The sequence below is a fragment of the Streptomyces sp. NPDC059874 genome, assembly GCF_042731135.1.
Lineage (GTDB): Bacteria > Actinomycetota > Actinomycetes > Streptomycetales > Streptomycetaceae > Streptomyces.
In genome coordinates, this window is record NZ_JBHWJY010000012.1 from 97920 (window position 1) to 120410 (window position 22491).

Consider the following 22491-nt stretch of genomic DNA (forward strand, 5'->3'; position numbering starts at 1 on the left):
GTGTACGCTGGAGGGCATCTATAACGACTGTCATAGGAGGATGTCGTGACGATCGTCACCGTGAACACCCCGACGGGACGACTGAGCCAGGAGCAGCGCCGCACGCTGGCCGAGACGCTGACTGACGCCGTTCTCGTGCCCGAGGTGGGGCGGTTCGCGCCGCCCGCGCGGATCGGGTTCCAGGTGCACTTCGTGGAGCGTCAGCCGGACATGATGGCGATCGGCGGGCGGCTGCTCGCGGACCTGGGGCCGGATGCCGACGTGATGGTGATCGACGTGGCGGTGATGGACGGGGACTGGCGGCAGGAGGTCAGGACCGCGGTCATCGAGCGCGTCCTGGCCGCACTGGCCGACGCCTGTGGCTTGGCGAAGCCGTCGCCGACCTGGTGGGTCAACTTCCGCGTCATCGACGAGGGGAGCTGGGGCTCCAGCGGCGGGGTGCTGTCCGTCCTCTCGCTCCTCGACTCCGGAGTGTTCACGGAGGAGAAGATGAAGGCGATCCGCGCCAAGCTCGGCGCGTGACGCCGGCCCGTACGCGGGTGTCCGCACCCCGCAGGGAGTGGGGACACCCGCGAACGGGGGTCACTTCGCGGTTGCTGCGGCGATGAGGGCCTGGAGCTGCTCGGCGGTGCGGTCGAGCGGCTCGGTGCTGCGCTTGGCGCGACACATGGCCACCGTGCCCTCGACGGCCGCCACGACGAGCGTGGCGAGCTGTGCGGCCTGCTCGGGCTCGGCACCGTGCGCCCGGAGCGAGTCGGCCAGCAGGGCCTCCCACTGCTCGAAGACCTCGGCCGCGGCCGTCAGGGCGGGAGGGATCTCGCCGTCCTGAGGCTCTTCGATGGCCACGGCGAGGACGGGGCAGCCGGCGTGGAAATCGCTGTCGACAACGATCTTGCGCCACAGGTCGAGGAAAGCCCTCAGGCCCGCGGCCGGACCCGCTTCCAGCTCTTTACGCAGGCTCCGCGCGACCCACTCACCTGTAAACCGGACGGCCTCGCAGGCCAGTTGCTGCTTGCCCTCGGGGAAGTAGTGGTACGTCGAGCCGAGCGGCGCCTTGGCGTGCTTGGCCATCTCCCGGATGCTCGTGGCGCTGAGCCCGCGCCGGCTGATCATGTCCGCGGCACCGGCCACGATGCGCTCGCGCGACGGCGTACTGCTCTTGGCCACCTGCATGCTCCCCTCTGGCTATAACGTCCGTCATAGTCTACCGTGCCCGGGGTCTATAACACTCGTCATAGGAGCTGCCATGCCCATGATCCGGCTGACCGTGCCGACCGGCGCCCTCACCAAGGAGGGACGGGCCACCGTCAAGCGCGACCTCGCGGCCGTTCTTCTGCGCTGGGAAGGCGCGCCCGACACCGCCTTCTTCCGCGCCCAGGCGTGGAGCTACCTCGTCGAGCTGCCCGAAGGCACCCAGACGACCGCCGAGGACGACGCGCCCCGCTACCTCGTGGAGGTGACAGTGCCGCAGGGGGCGCTGTCCGAACGGCGCAAGGGCGGCCTGGTCCAGGACGCGACGAATACCGTTCTGTCCGCCGCCGGCCTCGCCCCGGCCGAGGCTCTGCGGGTGTGGGTGCTCGTCCACGAGCAGCCGGACGGAACGTGGGGCGCGGGCGGCTCCGTCATCCGCTACGCAGACCTGGTCGCCCTCGCCCAGCAGGACAAGGAGCAGGCCGATGCGTGAGCTCACCTACATCGCCCGCCGCACGGTCGAGTGGCGCGAGGCCCCGGACCCGAAGCTCCGGTCCGATCAGGAGGCGATCGTCGCGCCGGTGGCCGCGACCTCCTGCGACGTTGACTCCGCGATCCTGGCCGGACACGGTTTCATCGACCCGCCGTTCGCCCTCGGTCACGAGTGCGTCGCCCGCGTCACCGACGTCGGCGACGGGGTGACCACTGTGGCTCCGGGTGACCTCGTCGTCGTGCCGTGGTCCATCAGCTGCGGCACCTGCGAGCCCTGCCGAGGCGGGCTCACCGCCCACTGTGCCTCGGTCCCGCACATGGCGATGTACGGCGCGCCGATCGGCGGCAGTTGGGGCGGGCTCTTCTCCGACCTGGTCCGCGTCCCGTACGCGGACGCCATGCTCGTCCCGCTCCCCGCCGGCCTCGACCCGGTCGCGATGGCCTCGGCCGGCGACAACTGGTCGCTCTCATGGCGCCTGGTCGCACCCCACCTCAAGGCCCGCCCCGGCGCGCGGGTCCTGGTCGTCGCCCGCGGCAGCATCGGCCTCTACGTTTGCGACATCGCCCGCGCCCTCGGTGCCTCCGACATCCTCTATGTCGACCCCGACGCGGAGCACCGCAAGCTCGCCGAAGGCTTCGGTGCCCGCACCATCGAAATCCTCGAACCGGTCCACCACGGATTCGACATTGCCGTCGAGGCCACCGGTCGCGTCGAGCAGCTCGCGCTCGCGGTCAGGTCCCTCGCGCCGGAGGGCATCTGCGAGTCGGCGGGCAACCACTTCCGCCCCGGCGAGCTGCCGCTGCTCGACATGTACCTCACCGGCGTCACCCTCAGGGTCGCCCGCGACAACGTCCGCGCCCACATCCCCGACGCCCTCGACCTCGCCGCCTCCGGCACCGTCGACCCCGCACGCGTCGTCTCCCACGTCCTCGACTGGGAACAGCTCCCCGACGCACTGCCCGAGAAGCACCTCAAGCCCGTCTTCGTCCGCGACACCACCCCGGCCGAGCCCACACGCTGACCACGTCCTCATGAACGCGCCCCTCACCACCCCGCACGACCCGGCAGCCGGAGACCTGGAACGCCAACGGGAGGCGATCGCCGCCCTCGGTCACGAGCTGCGCTGCTCGTCGACGCCGCCGTCCGCACCGCGGCCTCCCCGGAAACCCTGAACCACCTGGCAGACGGCGTCCGTACGCTCACCGGACAGCTCACCGGCCGCCGCCGCACGCCGGCGGAGATCCCCGAGGTGGACTACTTCCCGGGCGGCGTACGGATGTACAACCCCGTCACCGGCGCCGGCAGCCCGCTCGCGCCACCGATGCACGTCACTCCCGTCGCCGGCGGCGTCACCGGTCGGTTCCGCCTAGGCATCGCGCACGAAGGACCACCCGGCTATGGCCACGGCGGCATCAGCGCCATGCTCCTCGACGAACTGATGGGCTTGGGCATGCGACGCCGCCGCCAAACCGGGCATGACCATATGAAGGGCGCTGACCGTGGGCGATCCGATCCGATGCGGGAGGAGACCGACGTGGGCCCGCTGGCCACCGAGGCCGGCCGTAGAGACCTGGAGGCACTGGTCGACGAGGCCGTGGGCCACGGTGCCACGGTTTGCATCGGCGTGGTGCGAGCCGGGACATCCTGGATGTGACCCTCGTACACCCCGAGCTGGTCGCGGAGATCAGCGCCGGTACCGCCGTCGACCGAGGCGGCGTCTTCCGGCACCCGGTTCGCTTCAATCGGCTGTGCATCTGCGGGTGGATGACCCCGCAGATGCCGTCCGTCCTGCCTTCGGTCGGGGGCTGGCCTTCGTATGGTCAGCGTCGGCGGAGGGCGCCTATGAGGCCGGCGCCGCCGATGGCGACGGCGAGGGGGTCGGCGAGGTGTTCCCGGTAGATAGCGAGGCCCACGGCTGCGGTGACCGTGAGGGTCAGGGCGGTGCGGGCCGAGCGTCGCAGGCGGGCGCGAATCCGGGGTGAGTTCGGTGTTGCTTGCGGCGCGGGGGACTCGGGGGTCTGAGCGGGCATGGCAGACGGTCCTTTCGTGGGCGGCATGGTGTCCTTTCGGGTTTGCTCCCGTCGCACGTAATTGCGTGATGTGGCGATGGCCAGCCGCCGGGGGCACTGTGCGGGGGACATGTGTTCGCCCCGCAAGTCCGGCATCTGCCCGCCACGGGATCGGCACTCAATGGCTGTGACCAGCATGTTTACCGGCATGGGCGGCTTGGATGCCCGCGCTGACGCGGGTAGGGGCCAGCCCCCGCAGTCCGGTGTGGGGGGCCTCGCTGCCGGTCGCTATCGCGCTGGTCACGGTCCGATCTCTATCGCCCTGGCCACCAAGCGTGGCGGCCGCTGCGTCCGACCAACGGCAACGCCGGCAACGACTCTGCCTCGTCCGCGCGCCCGGCCCGGTCGGCGGAAGTCAGCGCCGACCGGGCTGTTCTCCGGCACCCGCTCCGCTTCAAACGGCCGCGCCTGGACGAGATCGTGGAGGAGGTGCCGCTGTTCAGCGAGGGACAGAGTTCAGCCCATGGTTGACGGCCTGGGTGGGCACCTGCAACTGAGGGGGAGGGGCAGGTGCCCACAGGTGCGGCCGGGGGCCGCTCACCGAGCCGGCCGCCCTGTCCAGCGTAAATTCACCAGGTGCGAGGAGTCACGGGCCAGTCGTGGAGGCGTGTGCAGGTCGGCGTGAGCGCGCGTGGCCGCGCCGCCGACGAGCGCGGTGGCCGCCACCACCGCTTCCTCTGCTTCTTTGTCCGGTCGACGTAGACCTTCTCCTCGATCATGTTGATCGTCCCGGCGGGCAGCAGCACGTGCTTGCCGAGATCCACACACCGGTGCAGGCCGGCCGGCACCCGCTCATGCATCACGTGTTGCGACCTATCGCGCCTTTCACCGCCTACCGGCCAGAGAACGGCGGCCAGATTGGCGCTGATGGTGACGCGAGCCTCCAGCGTCCGCCGGCTCGGGTCAGCTCAGGGCACCCGGGTACCGAGCGCGGAGGCGAAGTCGTCTGGGCATGGGGGTACCTCCTGAGACGCGCGCTCATCCATCAAAGAAATGACGGACCTTGGCAAACTCGGAAGCGCGGGGCCCCCACCCTGCGACGAGGTAAAGGGCGGGTCGTTCGAATGCCGAACAGTCGCGCTGACTGTGCACCCCTGTGCGCCCCCCGTGCTCCGGCACCGTAGGTCAGGTCGAGCTTACGGAGGGTAGGGGAGCGGGGCTGCCTGGTGGACGGCCCGTTAGGGCGGGGTGTACGGACTGAACCGTGACCGCCGCCGTGTTCAGCCCCGGGACCAACCGGGCGCCTACCAGGGCAGCGTGCGCACCCACACCGCACCCTTCCGCTCCACACAGGACGGGTTAGGACGGTGCCGTGTCTCTACGGATGCCTGCGGGTCTCAGTGGTGCCACGCTGGATGGAACCGCCAGAGATTGGACGCTGCCATGACTGCGAAGAAGCAAAAGGCCCCGCAAAAGGCTGACAAGGCCGACCAGCCCAAACAGTCCGCGAAGGCGCCCAGCAAGGAAGCTGAAGACGCTTCCCCCGGGGCACGCATCACTGCCATGGACCCTGCGGGGCCCATGTTCTCCGGCATCAATCCAAGGTGAGGAACAACTAGAACGGCGGACCAGCGGCCCACCAGGTCTTGGAACTACCCCGCGTCCGTCGCACGGCCCCTGGATTTCCACCCCGCCAACGACGAGCCAGAACGAGTAAGAGGGGAAGGCCGGGCCCTCGTCCTGCATCTCTGGGCCCTCGGCGCCGCCACATGTCTGAGTGCCCGCTGACGTGCTGAGCACACCATTCTCCAGATGGGGCGCTCAGCCACAAGCACCTCTCCACGAACTTCTGCGGAGCATCACCAACGACGGCTCTGAGCATCGAAGTTGGTCCCGAGGCGTTCCAGTTGGCCGAGACGGCGCCGCAACGGGCCCAACCGCTGCGGCCGGAGGCGTGCGGCAAGATGTGGACGCATGACCCTCTCATCGCGTTTTCACCCTGCCGGGCCAGGTCCGAGCTGTGGCCACGTCCGATCCCTCCGGTCCTTTGACCGTGACCGGCCACGGTGCGAATCCCCTGGTGACCGTGGTCACGAGGGTCGACCTCTCAGGCAAGGTGGCGTGGCAGCGGACCTACCCCGGGACGGGCATGCCGCAATCCCGTCTGTCCACGGACGGCACTCTGTGGGTCGCTTACCTGGATGGCGACGGCCGGCTGCTGGAAGGTGTTCTGCCGGACGGATCCTCTGGGCCCCGCGTCCGCCCGGACTGCCGCCACGACGAGGAGATCGGGGCGTTCGTCCTCCTCGACGACGGGTTCGTCATTTCCTGGGTCAGCGCTTCCTGCCTGGTCCGTGGGGAACGAAGCCGGCCCACGTCTGCGCCGGAGCCTCGCGTGGCCCGGTACACGCGAGAGGGCGAGCGCCTGTGGTCAACGCCGATCGGCCTCGGTGCGGTGTCATTCCCGGGTGTGGTGGAGATGGGAAACCGGACCGGATGGGAGATCGAGCCGCGTAGACCTTGGATCCCGGAGGAGATCGACGTAGACCACTGGGAGCCACTGCTCGTAACGGCCGACCGGATCGCAGCCAGCTTCACCGACACACGGGGCGGCATCGGGCGGACGTTCTTCCTCGACCTGGACAGCGGCGAGACCGTGTCGGCCACCTCGCCCGCTCCCACAGGCCGAAAGGCGATAGCCGGCCTTGGCCAGTTCCTGATCGGATCCCAGGGCTACGGCGCGTTCACGACCGGCCGTTTCGGCCGGGACGGCGCCGAAACCGCGCGCTGGGCCAGCCACGGGGCCATGCTCGTCGACAAGAACGGCAGCGCCAGCGGCCCCGAGCTCGAAAATCGCCTGCCTTCGAGATCATGCTTCCGGCGGCTCGCACCGGACAACAGCCTCGTGGACGGGCCGGCGCTGACGGGCTACTACACGTCCTACCCCGCGATGGACTGCGAGGGAACCGCCGTGTTCTGGCGCGACGGCAAGCTACTCGCCGTGGACACGGACCTCGCCGGACACGAACTGTTCGCCATGGACGACCGCCGAGCGGTCATTGGTCGTGCGCTACTGCTGAGCGAAGGCAGCGTCGTCGTCTCCCTGGACAATGAGGTCCTGGTATTCCGTACACCGTTGGGCCCTCTGGCCGAGGGCCCCTGGCCGTGCGGGGAAGGGAACCTCCAGGGCAATCCTCTGCTGAGCTGAAAATGCTGGCGTTACGTGGGCGGAGTCCGCGCCTGAGCATGTGTTGCCGCTGAGCCCTGCAGTTGGCCGGAACCGTGCAGGAGGCGTCCCTATGACGTCTAGGGATCCGGCTGAGCCAGAGCCTCGACCGGGCCACGTACGCACGCGCGCGAAAAGGAGATGCTGGCTCCCGGCCTGAGCAGGCAGGATCTCTCCATGTCGACCGACGTCAGCGGAATGATCGAATGCCGGCCGGGGGCCCGCCTATGGGGCCCCGACGACGAGGACTCCGTATGGGAGGTCGGCATCGATCTCTTCCTCCTCAACAGGGGCAACGCCTACGACGGCCTGGCCTGCCTCTTCGGAGTCCGAAACTCCTTCGGCTTCCGTCCCTTGGCGGAGGATCGTGGCTTCCCGGACGACGCCTCGGCTGGGCTGCGAGGTGAGTTCGCCGGCTACGGCGGCCCCCGCTATGTGCACGGGACCACCTGGCTGACCTGGGCCGAGCTGGACACCACGGACTGGCAGGAGACCAACGCCTCAGGCACACGAACCCGCGCCTCAGCCGCAGGGATCGACACCGACTGGGGCCGGGTCTGGAGCGTCATGCGCATCCTCAGCGAGGTCCACGGGGCCGAGAACGTACGCCTTGTCGTTTGGTTCCACTGACTTGTGGCTGCGTACCTGGTTGGGGAGATTGGCCAACTACGACGCTCCTTACCTTGTTGGCGGGTTGATTCCGGTCTTCGTACGATCGGGAGATCCAGGGGCCTGGGTGTGGCAGACGACGCTCATGCCGTACGTGTGGCTTTGACTGATTGGCCGCCCAGTGCCCCGCGACGACACACCCGCTCCAGATGGAGAGAGTGCAAAGTGGGGCGCGGGTCAGGTTGCCTCGTAGGCGATGCGCCAGGCGTAGCGGGTCGGTGAGGCTTACCTGGTCCTTGAGGTCGACGCTGCCCCGGTACTCGGGGGGACCGTCACAAGGATCCTCGCGGAGCTATCCCGAGGTCCTGAACCTCCTCCTCCGTGTAACTGAGCCGAAAGTTGATGCCGCTGCGCTCCGCGTACACGTACGCGAAACCGCCGAACAGAGAACCCCACTTGCGGAGCCGGAGCCGGAGCCGGAGCCGGAGCCGGAGCCGGAGCCGGAGCCGGAGCCGGAGCCGGAGTCTGTCCGTCGGGCGTACCGGCAATGCTGGGACAACGCGCTCGCCGAGTCGTTCTTCTCCACCCTGAAGAACGAGCCGGGCGACACTCGTCCCTGGCCCAGCCGGGTCGCCGCCCACACTGCGATATTCGAGTGGATCGAGAGCTGGTACAACCTGCACCGGCTCCACAGCAGCCTCGGCTACCAAAGCCCGGCCGAGTGCGAGGTCGGCGCAGCCTGAGCAACACATGCAACCTGTCCGTCAAACAGGAACGACCCCAGTCCGCTCGTGCTCGGCCGGCGTGCTCACCGCTCCTATCTCGGATCGCATGACAGGTTCCTTGACCGCTGCTTCGGCCTCCGAGATGCTTGTTGCGAAAGGCGAGATGCGTGCCGTAATAGGAAACATCTCGAACCTCTGTCAGTCGAGGAGTGGCCATGACTCAGCAGGTCCGTGCTGTCGTCGCGCGGAGCAAGGGCGCCCCTGTCAGTCTGGAAACGATCGTCGTGCCCGATCCCGGCCCGGGTGAGGCGCTGGTCGAGATCGAGGCCTGCGGCGTCTGCCACACCGATCTGCACTACCGCGAGGGCGGCATCAGCGACGGCTTCCCCTTCCTGCTGGGGCATGAGGCCGCGGGAGTGGTCGAGGCGGTGGGTGAGGGGGTCACGGACGTGGCGCCCGGTGACTTCGTGATCCTGAACTGGCGTGCTGTGTGCGGCCAGTGTCGCGCGTGCCTGCGCGGGCGGCCCTGGTACTGCTTCAACACGCACAACGCGAAGCAGAAGATGACCCTGACAGACGGTACGGAGCTCTCGCCGGCACTGGGCATCGGCGCTTTCGCCGAGAAGACGCTCGTGGCGGCCGGGCAGTGCACGAAGGTGGACCGGGCCGCGTCGGCGGCCGCCGTCGGGCTCCTGGGATGCGGTGTGATGGCGGGCATCGGTGCGGCCATCAACACCGGCAACGTCGGACGCGGTGACAGCGTGGCGGTCATCGGCTGCGGCGGTGTGGGGGGCGCGGCGATTGCCGGATCGAACCTGGCGGGTGCGGCGAAGATCATCGCGGTGGACGTCGACGACCGCAAGCTGGCCACCGCGAAGAAGCTGGGCGCGACCCACACGGTCAATTCCGAGGAGATTGACGCGGTCGAGGCGGTGCGCGAGCTGACCGGCGGATTCGGCGCCGATGTGGTCATCGACGCGGTGGGCCGTCCGGAGACGTACCGGCAGGCCTTCTACGCGCGCGATCTCGCCGGGACGGTGGTGCTGGTCGGCGTGCCGACCCCGGAGGCGAAGCTGGAGCTGCCCCTGCTGGACGTCTTCGGCCGGGGCGGGGCACTGAAGTCGTCCTGGTACGGGGACTGCCTGCCCTCCCGTGACTTCCCGGTGCTCGTCGACCTCTACCTGCAGGGTCGCCTCGACCTGGACGCCTTCGTCACCGAGACCATCACGCTGGACGAGGTGGAGAAGGCCTTCGAGCGCATGCGCCACGGTGATGTCCTGCGCTCGGTGGTGGTCTTCTGATGGCGGGCATCCGCATCGAGCGTCTCGTCACGTCGGGGACCTTCTCGCTGGACGGCGGCACATGGGAGGTCGAGAACAACGTGTGGATCGTGGGCGACGACGAAGAGGCGGTGGTCATCGACGCCGCCCATGACGCCGACGCCATCGAACGGGCCCTCGGTGGACGCACCCTGCGCGCGATCGTGTGCACTCACGCGCACAACGACCACATCGACGCCGCACCCCAACTGGCCGACCGCACCGGCGCCCCGATCCTGCTGCACGCCGACGACCTGCCACTGTGGAAGCAGACCCATCCCGACCGGAAGCCCGACGGCGAGCTGACCGACGGGCAGGGACTCACTGCCGCGGGCACGGAACTGACCGTGCTGCACACCCCTGGCCATGCCCCCGGCGCCGTGTGCCTGTACGCCCCGGCACTCGCCGCCCTCTTCAGCGGTGACACGCTGTTCGCCGGCGGGCCGGGAGCGACGGGGCGGTCGTACAGCGACTTCCCCACCATCATCGACTCGATCGCCAAACGCCTCCTCGCGCTGCCCGGCGACACCACCGTGCACACCGGCCACGGAGAGACCACCACCATCGGGGCCGAGGCGCCACACCTCCAGGAGTGGATCGACCGGGGCTTCTGAGCCCGCGGCGACGGCCCCCGCCCCGATGTACGCGGCGACGACCCCGGCCAGGTGGCGGTTCCCCATGGACGGCATCGGCAACAGGGTCGTCGCCGCGCCCTGCAAGGGGCCTGTCGTGCCTGCTCACATGGATCTTCGAGGTCGCTCCGGCATGCCCGGAAATCCGGCGCCGGACCCCGCGTAACCAGGCCTCTGGACGCCTTGACAGCGGTTCAGGGCGGCCCTCAGACTTGCGTTGCGCTCATCGCAATCTGTTTCGCTATACGCACCGAGGTGTCATGATGATTCCCGCGTGCCGTCTCGCGGATCTGCCGCGAGGCGAGGCCCACCGGCTCGACATCGATCCGCCGGTCTCGGTGTTCCACACCGATGACGGCGAGCTCTTCGCCATCGACGACACCTGTACCCACCAGGACGCCTCGCTCGCCGACGGCTGGCTGGAGGGCTGCGAGGTGGAATGCCCGCTGCACGCCTCGAAGTTCGACCTGAGGACCGGAGCGGTGGACGCCCCGCCGGCCAAGCTGCCGGTGCGGACCCACGAGGTCGTGGTCGTGGACGGCATGATCCACGTCCGGCTGTCGACCGAGGCCCCCGACCTGCCGCCCTGCGTCGCCTCCCGCCTGGCCGGAGGACCCGCGTGAGGACCGTCGCCGTGGTGGGCGCCTCCCTGGCCGGACTGTCGGCCGCGCGCTCGCTGCGGAAACGGGGGTACGAGGGTCGACTGGTCGTCATCGGCGACGAACCCCACCGCCCGTACGACAGGCCGCCGCTGTCCAAGGAGTTCCTCGCCGGAGCCCTCGGCGAAGCGGATCTCGCCCTGGAGAGGGACGACGAGGACCTGCGGGCGGAATGGGTGCTCGCAACCCGCGCCACCGGGCTCGACCGCACCGAGCGTACGATCCGGCTCGCCGACGGCCGGGAGATACGAGCCGACGGCGTCGTCATCGCCACAGGTGCGGCCGCGCGCACGCTGCCCGGCACCGAGGGCCTCGCCGGCGTGCATGTGCTGCGCACCGTGGACGATGCCCGCGCCCTGCGCGACGATCTGGCCCGCGGCGGCCGGCTGGTGGTGATCGGCGGCGGGTTCATCGGCGCCGAAGTGGCCTCGACCGCCTACGCGCTCGGTCTCGACGTCACGGTCGTCGAGGCCGCGCCGACACCGCTGGCCGGACCGCTCGGCGAGCACATGGGCGCCGTCGTCTCCGCCCTCCACGCCGACCACGGCGTACGGCTGCTGTGCGGGACGGGGGTCAAGGGGCTGAGCGGAAACGGGCGAAGCGAGAGGGGGGTCCCCCCGGACCGAGCCCGGGGGAGGGTCGATGCCGTACTGCTGGAGGACGGCCGCAGCATCCCGGCCGACATCGTCGTCGTCGGTGTGGGCGCGCGGCCCTGCGTCGAGTGGCTGGAGGGATCCGGCGTGGCGCTCGACAACGGTGTGAAGTGTGGCGCCGACGGCCGCACCAGCCTGGCCGGAGTCGTCGCCGTCGGCGACTGCGCCAACTGGTACGACCCGCGTACCGGCAGTCGCCGCCGGGTCGAGCACTGGACCGGTGCGCTGGAACGGCCCGACGCCGCCGTGGCCGCGCTGCTGGCACACGGCGCGACGCCACCGGGTGTGCCCCGGCCTCCCTACTTCTGGTCCGACCAGTACGGAGTGAAGATCCAGTTCGTCGGGCACGCCCTCGGCGCCGACAGCGTGACGGTCGAGGAAGGCTCCACGGACGAGCGCAGCTTCCTGGCCGTGTACCGGCGGGCCGGCACGCCGGTCGCCGTGTTCGGGATGAACCAGCCGCGTCTCTTCACCCGTTGGCGCAAGCAGCTCACCGCCGCCGATTCGTGACACCGCGGACGCGGCCCCCAGTGCGTTGCATATCGTACGTAGCGTTGCTTTATGCCCAACCTTGACCCGAAAAGGGCCCTCGCTGCGTGTGACGACCGATCCTTCCACGACGATTCCCGAGGAGCGCAGCGTGACCTCGCCAAGCCTGCCGGACAGCCTGATCGCCACCCTTCCCGGCTCCTCCTACACGGACCCGGGCATCTTCGCCCAGGAGCAGGAACGGATCTTCGAAGCGATGTGGTTCTGCGTCGCGCGCGCGTCCGAGCTGACCAAGCCCGGCGCCTTCCGCACCGTCGACGTGGGCCGCGAGAGCATCCTCGTCACCCGGGCCCGGGACAACTCCATACGCGCCTACTTCAACGTCTGCCGGCATCGAGGCGCCAAGCTCTGCACGGAGGCGACCGGTGAGGTCAAGCGCGCCTTCCAGTGCCCGTACCACGCCTGGACCTACGACCTCGACGGCAAGCTGGTCGCGGCGCCGAACCTCACCAAGATGCCCGACGTCGGCCGTACCGAGTACGGCCTGGTGGGCGTGGCCGTCCGCGAATGGCTCGGCTACGTGTGGGTGTGTCTGGCGGAGAACCCGCCCTCCTTCGAGGAGGACGTCATCGGCGCGGCGATCACCCGCCTCGGCGACCTGGAGTCGATCGAGCGCTACGACATCGACAACCTCGCGGTGGGCAAGCGGATCGTCTACGACGTCAAGGCGAACTGGAAGCTCATCATCGAGAACTTCATGGAGTGCTATCACTGTGCCACGATCCACCCCGAACTGACCGAGGTGCTACCGGAGTTCGCGGGCGGTTACGCGGCTCAGTACTACGTCGGTCACGGGGCCGAGTTCGGCGAGGGGATCCAGGGTTTCACCGTTGACGGCTCCGAGGGTCTCGACCGCATCCCGGGGGTGTCCGAGGAGCAGGACCGCCGCTACTACGCGATCACCGTCAAGCCGCAGGTCTTCATCAACCTCGTGCCCGACCATGTGATCTTCCATCGCATGTACCCGGTGGCGGCCGACCGCACGATCGTCGAGTGCGACTGGCTCTATCTGCCCGGCGTGGTGCAGAGCGGCAAGGACGTCAGCCGGTCCGTGGAGCTCTTCGACCGCGTCAACCGCCAGGACTTCGACGCCTGCGAGCGTACCCAGCCCGGCATGAGCTCCCGGCTGTACGCCAAGGGCGGGGTGCTCGTACCCAGTGAGCACCACATCGGCGCCTTCCACGACTGGGTGCACGAGCGTCTCGGCACGCGGCAGCTGGAGTAGCCTCGGCGAGGTCGGGTGCCCTCAGCCTGCGCGCGCACGCGTACGGAAGCTCAGCCGAGGTACCCCATGCGATGGCTGACCTCCTCCGCCCCCTTGACCAGCACCGGAGCGAGCTCGTGCATGCGTTCCTCGGTGAACCGGTAGGAGGGTCCGGAGGCACTGATCGCGGCGATGACCTGGCCGTCACGGTCACGGACCGGTGCCGCCATCGCGTGCAGTCCGATCTCGAGCTCCTCCAGCGTCCAGGCGTAGCCGCGCTCGCGGGCCTCGGCGAGATTCTTCTCGAGTTTCGTCTTCGCGGTGATCGTGTGCGGGGTCAGCTTCTTCATGCCGGACTCCGCCAGCAGCGCGGCGCGCTCCTTGGCGGGCAGGTGGGCCAGCATGATCTTGCCGCTGGAGGTGGCGTGCAGCGGCGTCAGCTGGCCGACCCAGTTGTGCGCGGTGATGGCGGCATGACCGCGCACCTGGTAGAGGTTGATCGCGTAGCGCTCCTGCATCACGGCGATGTTGACGGTCTCGCCGATCTCCTCGGCCAGGCGCTCGCAGACCGGGCGTCCTTGCTGGGTGATGTCGATGCGTCCCGTGACCGCGCCGGCCAGGCGTACGATGCCGAAGCCGAGCCGGTACTTGCCGCGCTCGCCCGACTGCTCCACCAGGCCGCGCGTCTCCAGAGCGCCGAGCAGTCGGAACGCGGTGGACTTGTGGACATCGATCTCGGTGGCGACCTCGCTGACGCCCGCCTCGCCGCGCTGGGCCAGGATCTCGAGCACGCTGATGGCCCGGTCGACGGACTGCACCCCGCCGGCCTGTGAAGCGTTCGTTTCGGCATCCGGACTGAAGTTGCTCATAGCGAAACTATAGGCGCTGTAAACAACGTTTCTGCAAGCAATCCGCCCGAATCGAAGGCCGGCAAGTTGCGTGTATCGCAACCTAGTGCGTATAGCGATACCCGTATTAGCATGCCTCGCGTATCGACGGCGCGAGCGAGACGAGGCACCATGGCTCCTCTGCACTACGACTTCGTCATCGTCGGCGGTGGATCAGCCGGCAGCGCACTGGCGAACCGACTCTCGGCCGACCCCGGAATGCGAGTGCTCGTCCTGGAGGCGGGTCGGTCCGACCATCCCTGGGATGTGTTCATCCACATGCCCGCGGCCCTGACGTACCCCATCGGCAACCGCTTCTACGACTGGAAGTACGAGTCCGAGCCCGAGCCGCACATGGGCGGGCGGCGCATCTACCACGCGCGCGGCAAGGTACTCGGCGGCTCCAGCAGCATCAACGGCATGATCTTCCAGCGCGGCAATCCCATGGACTACGAGCGCTGGGCCGCCGACCCCGGCATGGAGACCTGGGACTACGCCCACTGCCTGCCGTACTTCCGGCGGTTGGAGAACTGCCTTGCGGCCGACCCGGACGACGAGTTCCGCGGCCACGACGGTCCCCTCGTCCTGGAACGCGGCCCGGCCACCAACCCGCTCTTCACCGGCTTCCTGAAGGCAGTCCAGGAGGCCGGCCACACCCGCACCGACGACGTCAACGGCTACCGGCAGGAGGGCTTCGCCCCCTTCGACCGCAACATCCACCGCGGGCGGCGCCTGTCGGCGTCCAAGGCGTACCTCCACCCCGCGCGCAAGCGGCCCGGCCTCACCGTCAAGACCCGTGCCTTCGTCACCCGCGTCCTCTTCGAGGGCAAGCGTGCAGTCGGCGTCGAGTACCAGCGCGGGCGCGGTGCGCCGCAGCGGGTCCGGGCCGGTGAGGTCATCCTGTGCGGCGGCGCCATCAACACCCCGCAGCTGCTCCAGGTATCCGGAGTCGGCAACGCCGCCGAACTGTCCGCCCTCGGCATCGACGTCGTCCACGACCTGCCGGGCGTCGGCGAGAACATGCAGGACCACCTGGAGGTGTACGTCCAGTACGCCTGCGACCGGCCCGTCTCCATGCAGCCGTACATGGCGAAGTGGCGCGCCCCCTTCATCGGGCTGCAGTGGCTGTTCAGGAAGGGGCCCGCGGCCACCAACCACTTCGAGGCGGGAGGCTTCGCCCGCAGCAACGAGGACGTCGACTACCCCAACCTGATGTTCCATTTCCTGCCGGTCGCGGTCCGCTACGACGGCTCCTCGCCGGCCGGCGGCCACGGCTACCAGGTGCATGTCGGGCCCATGTACTCCGACGCAAGAGGCTCCGTCAAGATCAAGAGCAAGGATCCCCGCGAGCACCCGGCCCTGCGCTTCAACTACCTGTCCACCGAGCAGGACCGCCGTGAGTGGGTCGAGGCGATCCGGGTGGCCCGCGAGCTGCTCAACCAGCCCGCCCTCGCCGCTTACAACGGTGGCGAGATATCGCCCGGACCCTCCGTCGAGACCGACGAGGAGATCCTCGCCTGGGTGGCCGAGGAGGGGGAGACCGCCCTGCACCCCTCGTGCACCTGCAAGATGGGCACCGACGAGATGTCCGTCGTCGACCCGCTGAGCATGAGGGTCCACGGGCTGGAAGGGCTGCTCGTGGTGGACGCGTCGGTCATGCCGTACGTCACCAACGGCAACATCTACGCGCCTGTGATGATGATCGCCGAGAAGGCCGCCGACCTCATCCTCGGCAAGGAGCCCCTGCCGCCTTCCAAGGCCGCGTACTACCGTCACCGCGACGCCCGGCAGCAGGCCGGTTAGAGCATGGGCGCCGAGGCGCTGCGGGCGGTGCTCGCCCGCGTCCGCTACGAGGTGTTGCCGGCGAAGGCGACCGAGGAGAAGGTCCTCGCCGATGTCCCGTGCGACGTCGTGGTCACGGTCACGGCGTCGCCCGTCAAGGGTCTGGAGCCGGCTCTCGCCCTCACCGAGCGGGCTCATGGCACACGGTTGCCGCGTCGTCCCGCACGGGGCCGCACGGCTGCTGCGGGACGACGCGCACCTGAAGGACGTCGCCGGGCGGCTGCGCGCGGCGGGAGTCGACGACGTCTTCGTGCCGGCGGGGGACGCCGGTCTGCCGGCCGGGCCTATGAGGGGGCCCTGCCGCTGCTGTGCAGGCTCGGCGAGCTGGGCAGGCTCTTCGCGCACACGGGGATCACCGGCTGTCCGGAGAGTCAATCCCTTCATCCACGACGACAACACCATCCAGGCGACGTGGGACAAGCGCGCGCACGCCGCGTACATCGCCGGAGTTGGACGAGGCAGCCGAGCACGGCACGGACCCGTCCGGCGGCGTCCGGACGAGACAGAGGACGGACTCGCGGCCGGGATGCAGTCGAGAGGGGCGAGGTCTTGGTGTGTATGACGCAACCCAGTGAGCAATGCGCAACATGATCGGCGCCCGTACGTCGTGCAGCCAAGAGCGGATGGGCAACCGGCTCCGATGGTGAATCGTGAACCGCCGACCCCTTGACGATCGTTGGCCCATTCGGCCAGGGTTTCATCACTAGCAATGCAATGCACAATGCGCAACGAATTCCCGTTCGAAGGGCATGGCGTGGCAGATCTGTACGTGGACGGAGAATGGCGCGCTCCGGTGGCCGGCGGCCACCGCGAGATCCGCTGTCCGGCAGACGGCACGCTCGTCGCGACCGTGTCGGAGGCAACACGCCCCGACACCGAGGCCGCGATCACGGCGGCCCGGCGCGCCTTCGACCAGGGCCCCTGGCCGCGCACCCCCGAGCGCGAGCGCGGCGCACTGCTGCTGCGCACCGCCGACGTACTCGAGCGCGACGCCAAGGACTTCGCCCGTGCCGAGTCGCTCGACACCGGCAAGCGGCTGGTGGAGAGCGAGTACGACATCGCCGACGTCGTCTCCTGCTTCCGCTACTACGGCGGCATCGCCGGCACCAGCGCCGGCCGGGTCGTCGACACCGGACGCGACGACGCCCTCAGCCGGGTCACCTACGAACCCGTCGGTGTCTGCGGACTGATCACCCCGTGGAACTACCCGCTGCTCCAGGCGTCCTGGAAGGTCGCGCCGGCCCTCCTCGCGGGGAACACCGTCGTGCTCAAGCCGAGCGAGCTCACGCCCTCCACCTCGATCCTGCTGATGAAGGCGCTCGAGGAGGCCGGCCTCCCGGCCGGCGTGGCCAATCTCGTCCTGGGCGCCGGAGCGGAGGTGGGCGCACCGCTGTCCGAGGATCCGGCCGTGGACATGGTGTCCTTCACCGGCGGCCTGGAGACGGGCCGCCGCATCATGGCCACCGCTGCCGGGACGGTGAAGAAGGTCGCCCTGGAACTCGGCGGCAAGAACCCCAACGTGGTCTTCGCCGACGCTGATTTCGACACCGCGGTCGACTTCGCGCTCACCGCCGTCTTCCTGCACTCCGGCCAGGTCTGTTCGGCCGGTGCCCGACTGATCGTCGAGGACGCCTTGCACGACGCCTTCGTCGACGAGGTCGTGCGCCGGGCCCGGCTCATCCGCCTGGGCGGGCCCTTCGACTCCGAGGCCGAGGCCGGGGCCCTGATCTCAGAGCAGCACCGGGAGAGGGTCGAGACGTACGTCGCGGTGGGCCTCGCCGAGGGCGCCGTACTGCGCTGCGGCGGCGAACGGCCCGACGATCCCGCGCTGGGACGTGGCTTCTACTACCCGCCCACCATCCTTGACGAGTGCCGGCAGGACATGCGGGTGGTGCACGAGGAGTCCTTCGGACCCGTGCTCACCGTCGAGCGCTTCCGCGACGAGGACGACGCGGTCCGCATTGCCAACGACACGGAGTACGGACTCGCCGGAGCCGTCTGGACGCAGGACGCGGGCAAGGCCCAACGGGTCGCACGCAGGTTGCGGCACGGGACCGTGTGGATCAACGACTACCACCCCTACGTGCCGCAAGCGGAATGGGGTGGCTTCGGGCACTCGGGTGTGGGCCGTGAGCTGGGACCGAGCGGCCTGGACGAGTACCGAGAGCCCAAGCACGTCTGGCAGAACATCCGACCCAGGCCGCAGCGCTGGTTCCGCGGCTGAACGCCGAAATGAGGTCGATCGTGACCACAGCACAGACGGAGGTGTCGCAGCGGCGCGGCACGTCCCAGGACCCCGAGGGCACACCGGTCATCTCCGTGCGCCGGCTGTGGAAGGTGTTCGGGCCGAAGGCCGACCAGGTGCCGGAGTCCGAGGAACTGTGCGGGCTGACCCGCCGCGAGCTCATGGACCGCACGGGTTGCACCGCCGCCGTGCGCGACGTGGACTTCGACGTGTCGCCCGGCGAGGTCTTCGTCGTCATGGGCCTGTCCGGCTCCGGCAAGTCCACCCTGGTGCGATGTCTCACCCGGCTGATCGAGCCCACCGCGGGCGAGATCGTCTTCGAGGGCGAGGACATCCGCGACGCCGACCCCAAGCGGCTGCGCGAGCTGCGCCGCAGCAAGTTCTCCATGGTCTTCCAGCACTTCGGGCTGCTGCCCCACCGCCGGGTCGTCGACAACGTGGCCTTCGGCCTGGAGATCCGCGGCATGGGCAAGGCCGAGCGCACCAGGAAGGCCCTCGAAGTCGTCGACCTGGTGGGCCTCGCCGGATACGAGAACTCCTACCCCGACCAGCTCTCCGGAGGCATGCAGCAACGCGTCGGCCTCGCCCGCGCCCTCGCCGGGGATCCCGACGTCCTCTTCTTCGACGAGCCGTTCTCCGCGCTCGACCCGATGATCCGCCGCGACATGCAGAGCGAGGTCATCCGCCTGCACCACGAGGTGGGCAAGACGATGGTGTTCATCACCCACGACCTCTCCGAGGCCCTGAAGCTGGGCGACCGCATCCTGATCATGCGGGACGGCAGGATGGTCCAGTGCGGCACCGGCGACGAACTCGTCGGCGCTCCCGCCGACGACTACGTACGGGACTTCGTCAAGGACGTGCCGCGCGGCGACGTACTCACGCTGCGCTGGATCATGCGCCCCGCGCAGCCCGGAGACGAACTCGACGGCCCCGAGCTGGGCCCGGACGTCGTGGTGCGCGAGGCCACCCGGGCGGTGCTGGCCGCCGAGAAGCCGGTCAAGGTCGTCGAGGACGGCAAGCTGCTCGGCATCGTCGGCGACGAGGAGATCCTCTCCGTCGTCGCAGGGCAGCAAGGCGGTGCGTGATGGCAGTCGCCGCCGCGACCGCGCCGGCCGCGACCGTACGCGGGAGGGTCAGCCGCCCCATGGTGGTGGCCGCGATCCTGATCGTCTGGCTGGTGCTCTTCGCCGCTCTGCGCGGCCGGCAGACGCTGACCCTCGCGGCGGCCGAACTCACCGCTCTGCACAGCTGGTTGAACGATGTCAACGACACCATCGGAGCCAACCGCAACTCCAACCCGCTCTTCTTGTACTTCTTCAATGAGATCCGCCTGGTCATCGACAACCTGGTGACCTTCGTCCAGTCCCTGATCTCCCAGCCCACCGGCGGCCGTCCGGTCCCGCAGATCGGCTGGCTCGGCGTCGTCGGGCTCACGGGCTACGTCTCCTGGGCCGTCGGCAACTGGCGGGTCGCCCTGCTGGCGGTGGCCGGCTTCACCTTCTTCGGGCTGCAGGGCCTGTGGCCGGCGAGCATGGACACCCTGGCGCTGACCCTGTCGGCCGTCATCGTGGCGCTGCTCATCGGCATCCCGCTCGGTGTGTGGGCCGGTCTCTCCGACCGGTTCAACCGGATCGTGACGCCCTTCCTGGACTTCATGCAGACGATGCCCACCTTCGTCTACCTCGCTCCGTTGACCCTGATATTCCTCATCGGAGGGGCCGCCGCCGTGATCACCACGGTGATCTACGCGGCACCGCCCGCCATCCGCATCACCGCGCACGCCATCCGCTCCGTGCCTCGGACCACCGTCGAGGCGGCGGACTCGCTCGGTGCGACGCGCTCGCAGCAACTGCTGAAAGTGCTGCTGCCGATGTCCAAGCGCACCGTGGTCATGGGCGTCAACCAGACCATCATGGCCGCCCTGGCCATGGTGACCATCGCCGCCCTGATCGACGCGCCGGGCCTCGGCAAGACGGTCGTCCAGGCCTTGCAGTCACTCGATGTGGGCACTGCGTTCAACGCCGGCCTCGCCATCGTCACCATGGCCATCGTGCTCGACCGGGTCACCACGGCGGCGGCCGGACGCGCCGAGGCGGCCCGCCGCACCGGTGGCCGGCTCCTCACGTCGCGCCGGCCGCTGCTGGCGGCGGGCGGGATCGCGGTGGCGGTACTGGTCTACCTGTCCCACACCTACGTCTGGGCGGCCGAGTTCCCGGGCGACGGCAGCGTCGGCCGTCACATCGCGAGCGCGGCCGACACCACGACCACCTGGTTGCAGGACCATCTGTCGGGCCTGACCAACGCCTTCCGGGACGTCATCACCCACGGCCTGCTCAACCCGTTCCAGGCGCTGCTCACCGACTCGCCGTGGTGGCTGGTAGGTGTCGTCCTGGTCGCGCTCGGTGCGGTGATCGGCGGATGGCGCGCCGGGGCGACGGCCGCGGTGTGTGTCGGGCTGCTCGTCGGCACGGGCCTGTGGTCGGACAGCATGACGACACTCGCCTCGACCGCCGTGGCCACGGTGCTGGTGATGCTGCTCGGTGTCGTCTTCGGCGTGTGGATGGGACGCAGTCTGCTCGTGGACCGGCTGGTGCGGCCCAGCCTGGACGCGGCACAGGTCATGCCGCCGTTCGTCTATCTGGTCCCGTTCCTGGCCCTCTTCGGCGCCACCCGGTTCACCGCGATCGTCGCGGCCGTCGTATACGCGGCGCCCGTCGCCATCAAGATCATCGCGGACGGCGTGCGCAACGTGCCGGCGACCACCGTGGAGGCGGCCACCTCCGCCGGGTGCAACACCTGGCAGATCATCACCAAGGTCCAGCTGCCGATGGCACGCGGCGCCCTGACCCTCGCGACCAACCAGGGTCTGATCTACGTGCTGTCGATGGTTGTGGTGGGCGGCCTGGTAGGCGCGGGCGCCCTCGGCTACGACGTCGTGGCCGGCTTCTCGCAGGGACAGCTGTACGGGAAGGGGCTTGCCGCGGGGCTGGCCATCGTCCTTCTCGGAGTCATGTTCGACCGGATCACTCAGGCAGCGGCGCGGCGCACCAGCGCGTAAAGGAGCTACTGACCATGGCAAGGCAAGCAAAACAGTGGAGAGCCGGCGCGGTCGGCATGGCAGTCCTCGGGCTCACCCTCACCGCCTGCGGCGGTGCGAAGATCGGTGACGGCTCCTCGGGATCCGGCGGCTCGGGCGGCTCGGGAAAGTGCGGCACCTTCAACCTCGCGGTCAACCCGTGGGTGGGTTACGAGGCGAACGCGGCGGTCGTCGCCTACGTCGCGGAGCACGAACTCGGCTGCAAGGTCGTCAAGAAGGACCTGAAGGAAGAGATCGCCTGGCAGGGCTTCGGGACCGGCGAGGTAGACGCCGTCATCGAGAACTGGGGGCACGACGATCTGAAGAAGAAGTACATCACCGACCAGAAGACCGCCGTCGAAGCCGGCCGGACCGGCAACAAGGGCCTCATCGGCTGGTACGTGCCGCCGTGGCTGGCCAAGGAGCACCCGGACATCACCGACTGGCAGAACCTCGGCAAGTACGCGGCCGAGTTCAAGACGTCCGAGTCGGGCGGCAAGGGGCAGCTCCTCGACGGTGACCCGTCGTTCGTCACCAACGACGAGGCCCTGGTGAAGAACCTGAGTCTGGACTACAAGGTGGTGTACGCGGGGAGCGAGACCGCCCTCATCCAGTCCTTCCGCAAGGCGGAGAAGAACAAGGAGTGGGTGATCGGCTACTTCTACGAGCCACAGTGGTTCATGTCCGAGGTGCCGCTCGTGAAGGTCAAGCTGCCCGAGTACAAGGAGGGCTGCGACGCCGACCCGGAGAAGGTCGCGTGCGACTACCCCGTGTACGAGCTCGACAAGATCGTCAGTGCGAAGTTCGCCGCATCGGGCAGCCCGGCCTATGGCCTGGTGAAGAACTTCAACTGGACGAACGACGACCAGAACGCCGTGGCGAAGTACATCGCGGTGGACAAGATGTCCCCCGAGGCGGCAGCCAAGAAGTGGGTCGACGCGAACCGCGGCAAGGTCGAGGCCTGGCTGAAATAGCACGCGGTCGACAAGGGGGCGGGTGACGATGCCCGGCGGACGGTGCGCGCAGGTGGCGCGCCGCCCGCCGGGCATTGCCGTGTTCCGGGCTGTTCCACGACGTCACGGACCCTTGACACCCCTCCTCGGCGGCGGGCACATTGAGTTGCGCAGCCTGAATCAAGTTGCGCAGAAAGCAACATGAGCAACGTGACC

Annotated in this window: 21 protein-coding genes and 2 pseudogenes; 19 read left to right on the forward strand and 4 right to left on the reverse strand. The window is 69.1% G+C overall.

The features are described 5' to 3' along the window. Window positions 1–45: 45 nt before the first annotated feature. Window positions 46–522: a 4-oxalocrotonate tautomerase family protein gene (locus tag ACFV9H_RS10050; RefSeq protein WP_385395880.1), complete on the forward strand. Its 477-nt coding sequence runs from the start codon at window positions 46–48 to the stop codon at window positions 520–522. A gap of 60 nt (window positions 523–582) precedes the next feature. On the opposite strand, the gene ACFV9H_RS10055 is transcribed toward ACFV9H_RS10050, so the two are convergent. Further along, a complete protein-coding gene (locus tag ACFV9H_RS10055) occupies window positions 583–1167 on the reverse strand; it encodes a TetR/AcrR family transcriptional regulator (protein WP_385395882.1) in 585 nt (194 codons plus the stop codon). Window positions 1168–1246: 79 nt separating this feature from the next. Between ACFV9H_RS10055 and ACFV9H_RS10060 the strand changes: the two genes are divergently transcribed. The 4 genes from ACFV9H_RS10060 (at window position 1247) to ACFV9H_RS10075 (ending at window position 3338) form a co-directional block, all read left to right on the forward strand. Beyond that, window positions 1247–1684: a 4-oxalocrotonate tautomerase family protein gene (locus tag ACFV9H_RS10060; RefSeq protein ID WP_385395884.1), complete on the forward strand. Its 438-nt coding sequence runs from the start codon at window positions 1247–1249 to the stop codon at window positions 1682–1684. Next, window positions 1677–2705 (forward strand): zinc-binding dehydrogenase, encoded by a 1029-nt coding sequence (locus ACFV9H_RS10065; RefSeq protein ID WP_385395886.1) that lies wholly within the window; start codon window positions 1677–1679, stop codon window positions 2703–2705. The genes ACFV9H_RS10060 and ACFV9H_RS10065 overlap by 8 nt, the downstream gene beginning before the upstream one ends. A gap of 10 nt (window positions 2706–2715) precedes the next feature. Continuing rightward, a complete protein-coding gene (locus tag ACFV9H_RS10070) occupies window positions 2716–2856 on the forward strand; it encodes a hypothetical protein (protein WP_385395889.1) in 141 nt (46 codons plus the stop codon). A 77-nt stretch (window positions 2857–2933) separates the two neighbouring features. Then, window positions 2934–3338 (forward strand): hypothetical protein, encoded by a 405-nt coding sequence (locus tag ACFV9H_RS10075; protein WP_385395892.1) that lies wholly within the window; start codon window positions 2934–2936, stop codon window positions 3336–3338. A gap of 166 nt (window positions 3339–3504) precedes the next feature. On the opposite strand, the gene ACFV9H_RS10080 is transcribed toward ACFV9H_RS10075, so the two are convergent. Continuing rightward, window positions 3505–3714 (reverse strand): hypothetical protein, encoded by a 210-nt coding sequence (locus ACFV9H_RS10080; protein WP_385395894.1) that lies wholly within the window; start codon window positions 3712–3714, stop codon window positions 3505–3507. Between the two features lie 710 nt (window positions 3715–4424). Continuing rightward, window positions 4425–4525: pseudogene (locus ACFV9H_RS10085) on the reverse strand (PRC-barrel domain containing protein); the annotation flags it as partial. A 1248-nt stretch (window positions 4526–5773) separates the two neighbouring features. On the opposite strand from ACFV9H_RS10085, the gene ACFV9H_RS10090 reads away from it, so the two are divergent. From ACFV9H_RS10090 to ACFV9H_RS10125, 8 genes are all read left to right on the forward strand, one after another. After that, on the forward strand, window positions 5774–6901 hold the full coding sequence (locus ACFV9H_RS10090) for a hypothetical protein (protein ID WP_385395897.1): 1128 nt from the start codon (window positions 5774–5776) through the stop codon (window positions 6899–6901). Window positions 6902–7096: 195 nt separating this feature from the next. Further along, window positions 7097–7549, forward strand: a complete 453-nt coding sequence (locus tag ACFV9H_RS10095; RefSeq protein ID WP_385395900.1) for a hypothetical protein — start codon at window positions 7097–7099, stop codon at window positions 7547–7549. A gap of 188 nt (window positions 7550–7737) precedes the next feature. Continuing rightward, complete coding sequence (locus ACFV9H_RS10100; protein WP_385395902.1) at window positions 7738–8271, forward strand: integrase core domain-containing protein; 534 nt, start codon at window positions 7738–7740, stop codon at window positions 8269–8271. Window positions 8272–8468: 197 nt separating this feature from the next. Beyond that, window positions 8469–9554 (forward strand): S-(hydroxymethyl)mycothiol dehydrogenase, encoded by a 1086-nt coding sequence (locus ACFV9H_RS10105; protein WP_385395904.1) that lies wholly within the window; start codon window positions 8469–8471, stop codon window positions 9552–9554. Further along, complete coding sequence (locus ACFV9H_RS10110; protein ID WP_385395907.1) at window positions 9554–10186, forward strand: MBL fold metallo-hydrolase; 633 nt, start codon at window positions 9554–9556, stop codon at window positions 10184–10186. Before ACFV9H_RS10105 ends, ACFV9H_RS10110 begins: the two co-directional genes overlap by 1 nt. A gap of 278 nt (window positions 10187–10464) precedes the next feature. Beyond that, complete coding sequence (locus tag ACFV9H_RS10115) at window positions 10465–10827, forward strand: bifunctional 3-phenylpropionate/cinnamic acid dioxygenase ferredoxin subunit (protein ID WP_385395910.1); 363 nt, start codon at window positions 10465–10467, stop codon at window positions 10825–10827. Further along, window positions 10824–12026, forward strand: a complete 1203-nt coding sequence (locus ACFV9H_RS10120; RefSeq protein WP_385395913.1) for an NAD(P)/FAD-dependent oxidoreductase — start codon at window positions 10824–10826, stop codon at window positions 12024–12026. The genes ACFV9H_RS10115 and ACFV9H_RS10120 overlap by 4 nt, the downstream gene beginning before the upstream one ends. Window positions 12027–12156: 130 nt before the next feature. Next, entirely contained in the window at window positions 12157–13290 is a 1134-nt protein-coding gene (locus tag ACFV9H_RS10125; RefSeq protein ID WP_385395916.1) for an aromatic ring-hydroxylating dioxygenase subunit alpha, read from the forward strand. A gap of 50 nt (window positions 13291–13340) precedes the next feature. Here ACFV9H_RS10125 and ACFV9H_RS10130 read toward each other — a convergent pair whose 3' ends face one another. Continuing rightward, a complete protein-coding gene (locus ACFV9H_RS10130) occupies window positions 13341–14138 on the reverse strand; it encodes an IclR family transcriptional regulator (protein WP_385395918.1) in 798 nt (265 codons plus the stop codon). Window positions 14139–14288: 150 nt separating this feature from the next. On the opposite strand from ACFV9H_RS10130, the gene betA reads away from it, so the two are divergent. The 6 genes and pseudogenes from betA to ACFV9H_RS10160 all read left to right on the forward strand — a co-directional run bounded on the left by betA (window position 14289) and on the right by ACFV9H_RS10160 (window position 22296). Next, the gene (gene betA, locus ACFV9H_RS10135) at window positions 14289–15959 is read left to right on the forward strand and encodes a choline dehydrogenase (RefSeq protein ID WP_385395920.1); all 1671 of its coding nucleotides are present in this window, start codon (window positions 14289–14291) and stop codon (window positions 15957–15959) included. A 3-nt stretch (window positions 15960–15962) separates the two neighbouring features. Next, window positions 15963–16440 (forward strand): annotated as a pseudogene (locus ACFV9H_RS10140) (5,10-methylenetetrahydrofolate reductase); the annotation flags it as partial. Window positions 16441–16752: 312 nt separating this feature from the next. Then, window positions 16753–18222, forward strand: coding sequence for an aldehyde dehydrogenase family protein (locus ACFV9H_RS10145; RefSeq protein ID WP_385395923.1), 1470 nt, complete (start codon window positions 16753–16755; stop codon window positions 18220–18222). 20 nt (window positions 18223–18242) lie between these two features. Next, window positions 18243–19331 carry a glycine betaine/L-proline ABC transporter ATP-binding protein gene (locus ACFV9H_RS10150; protein WP_385395926.1) on the forward strand — a complete coding sequence of 363 codons (1089 nt, stop codon included), beginning with the start codon at window positions 18243–18245 and terminating at the stop codon, window positions 19329–19331. Next, the gene (locus tag ACFV9H_RS10155) at window positions 19331–21304 is read left to right on the forward strand and encodes an ABC transporter permease (RefSeq protein ID WP_385395928.1); all 1974 of its coding nucleotides are present in this window, start codon (window positions 19331–19333) and stop codon (window positions 21302–21304) included. The genes ACFV9H_RS10150 and ACFV9H_RS10155 overlap by 1 nt, the downstream gene beginning before the upstream one ends. Window positions 21305–21318: 14 nt before the next feature. Further along, complete coding sequence (locus tag ACFV9H_RS10160) at window positions 21319–22296, forward strand: ABC transporter substrate-binding protein (RefSeq protein WP_385395929.1); 978 nt, start codon at window positions 21319–21321, stop codon at window positions 22294–22296. The last annotated feature ends 195 nt before the right edge of the window (window positions 22297–22491 follow it).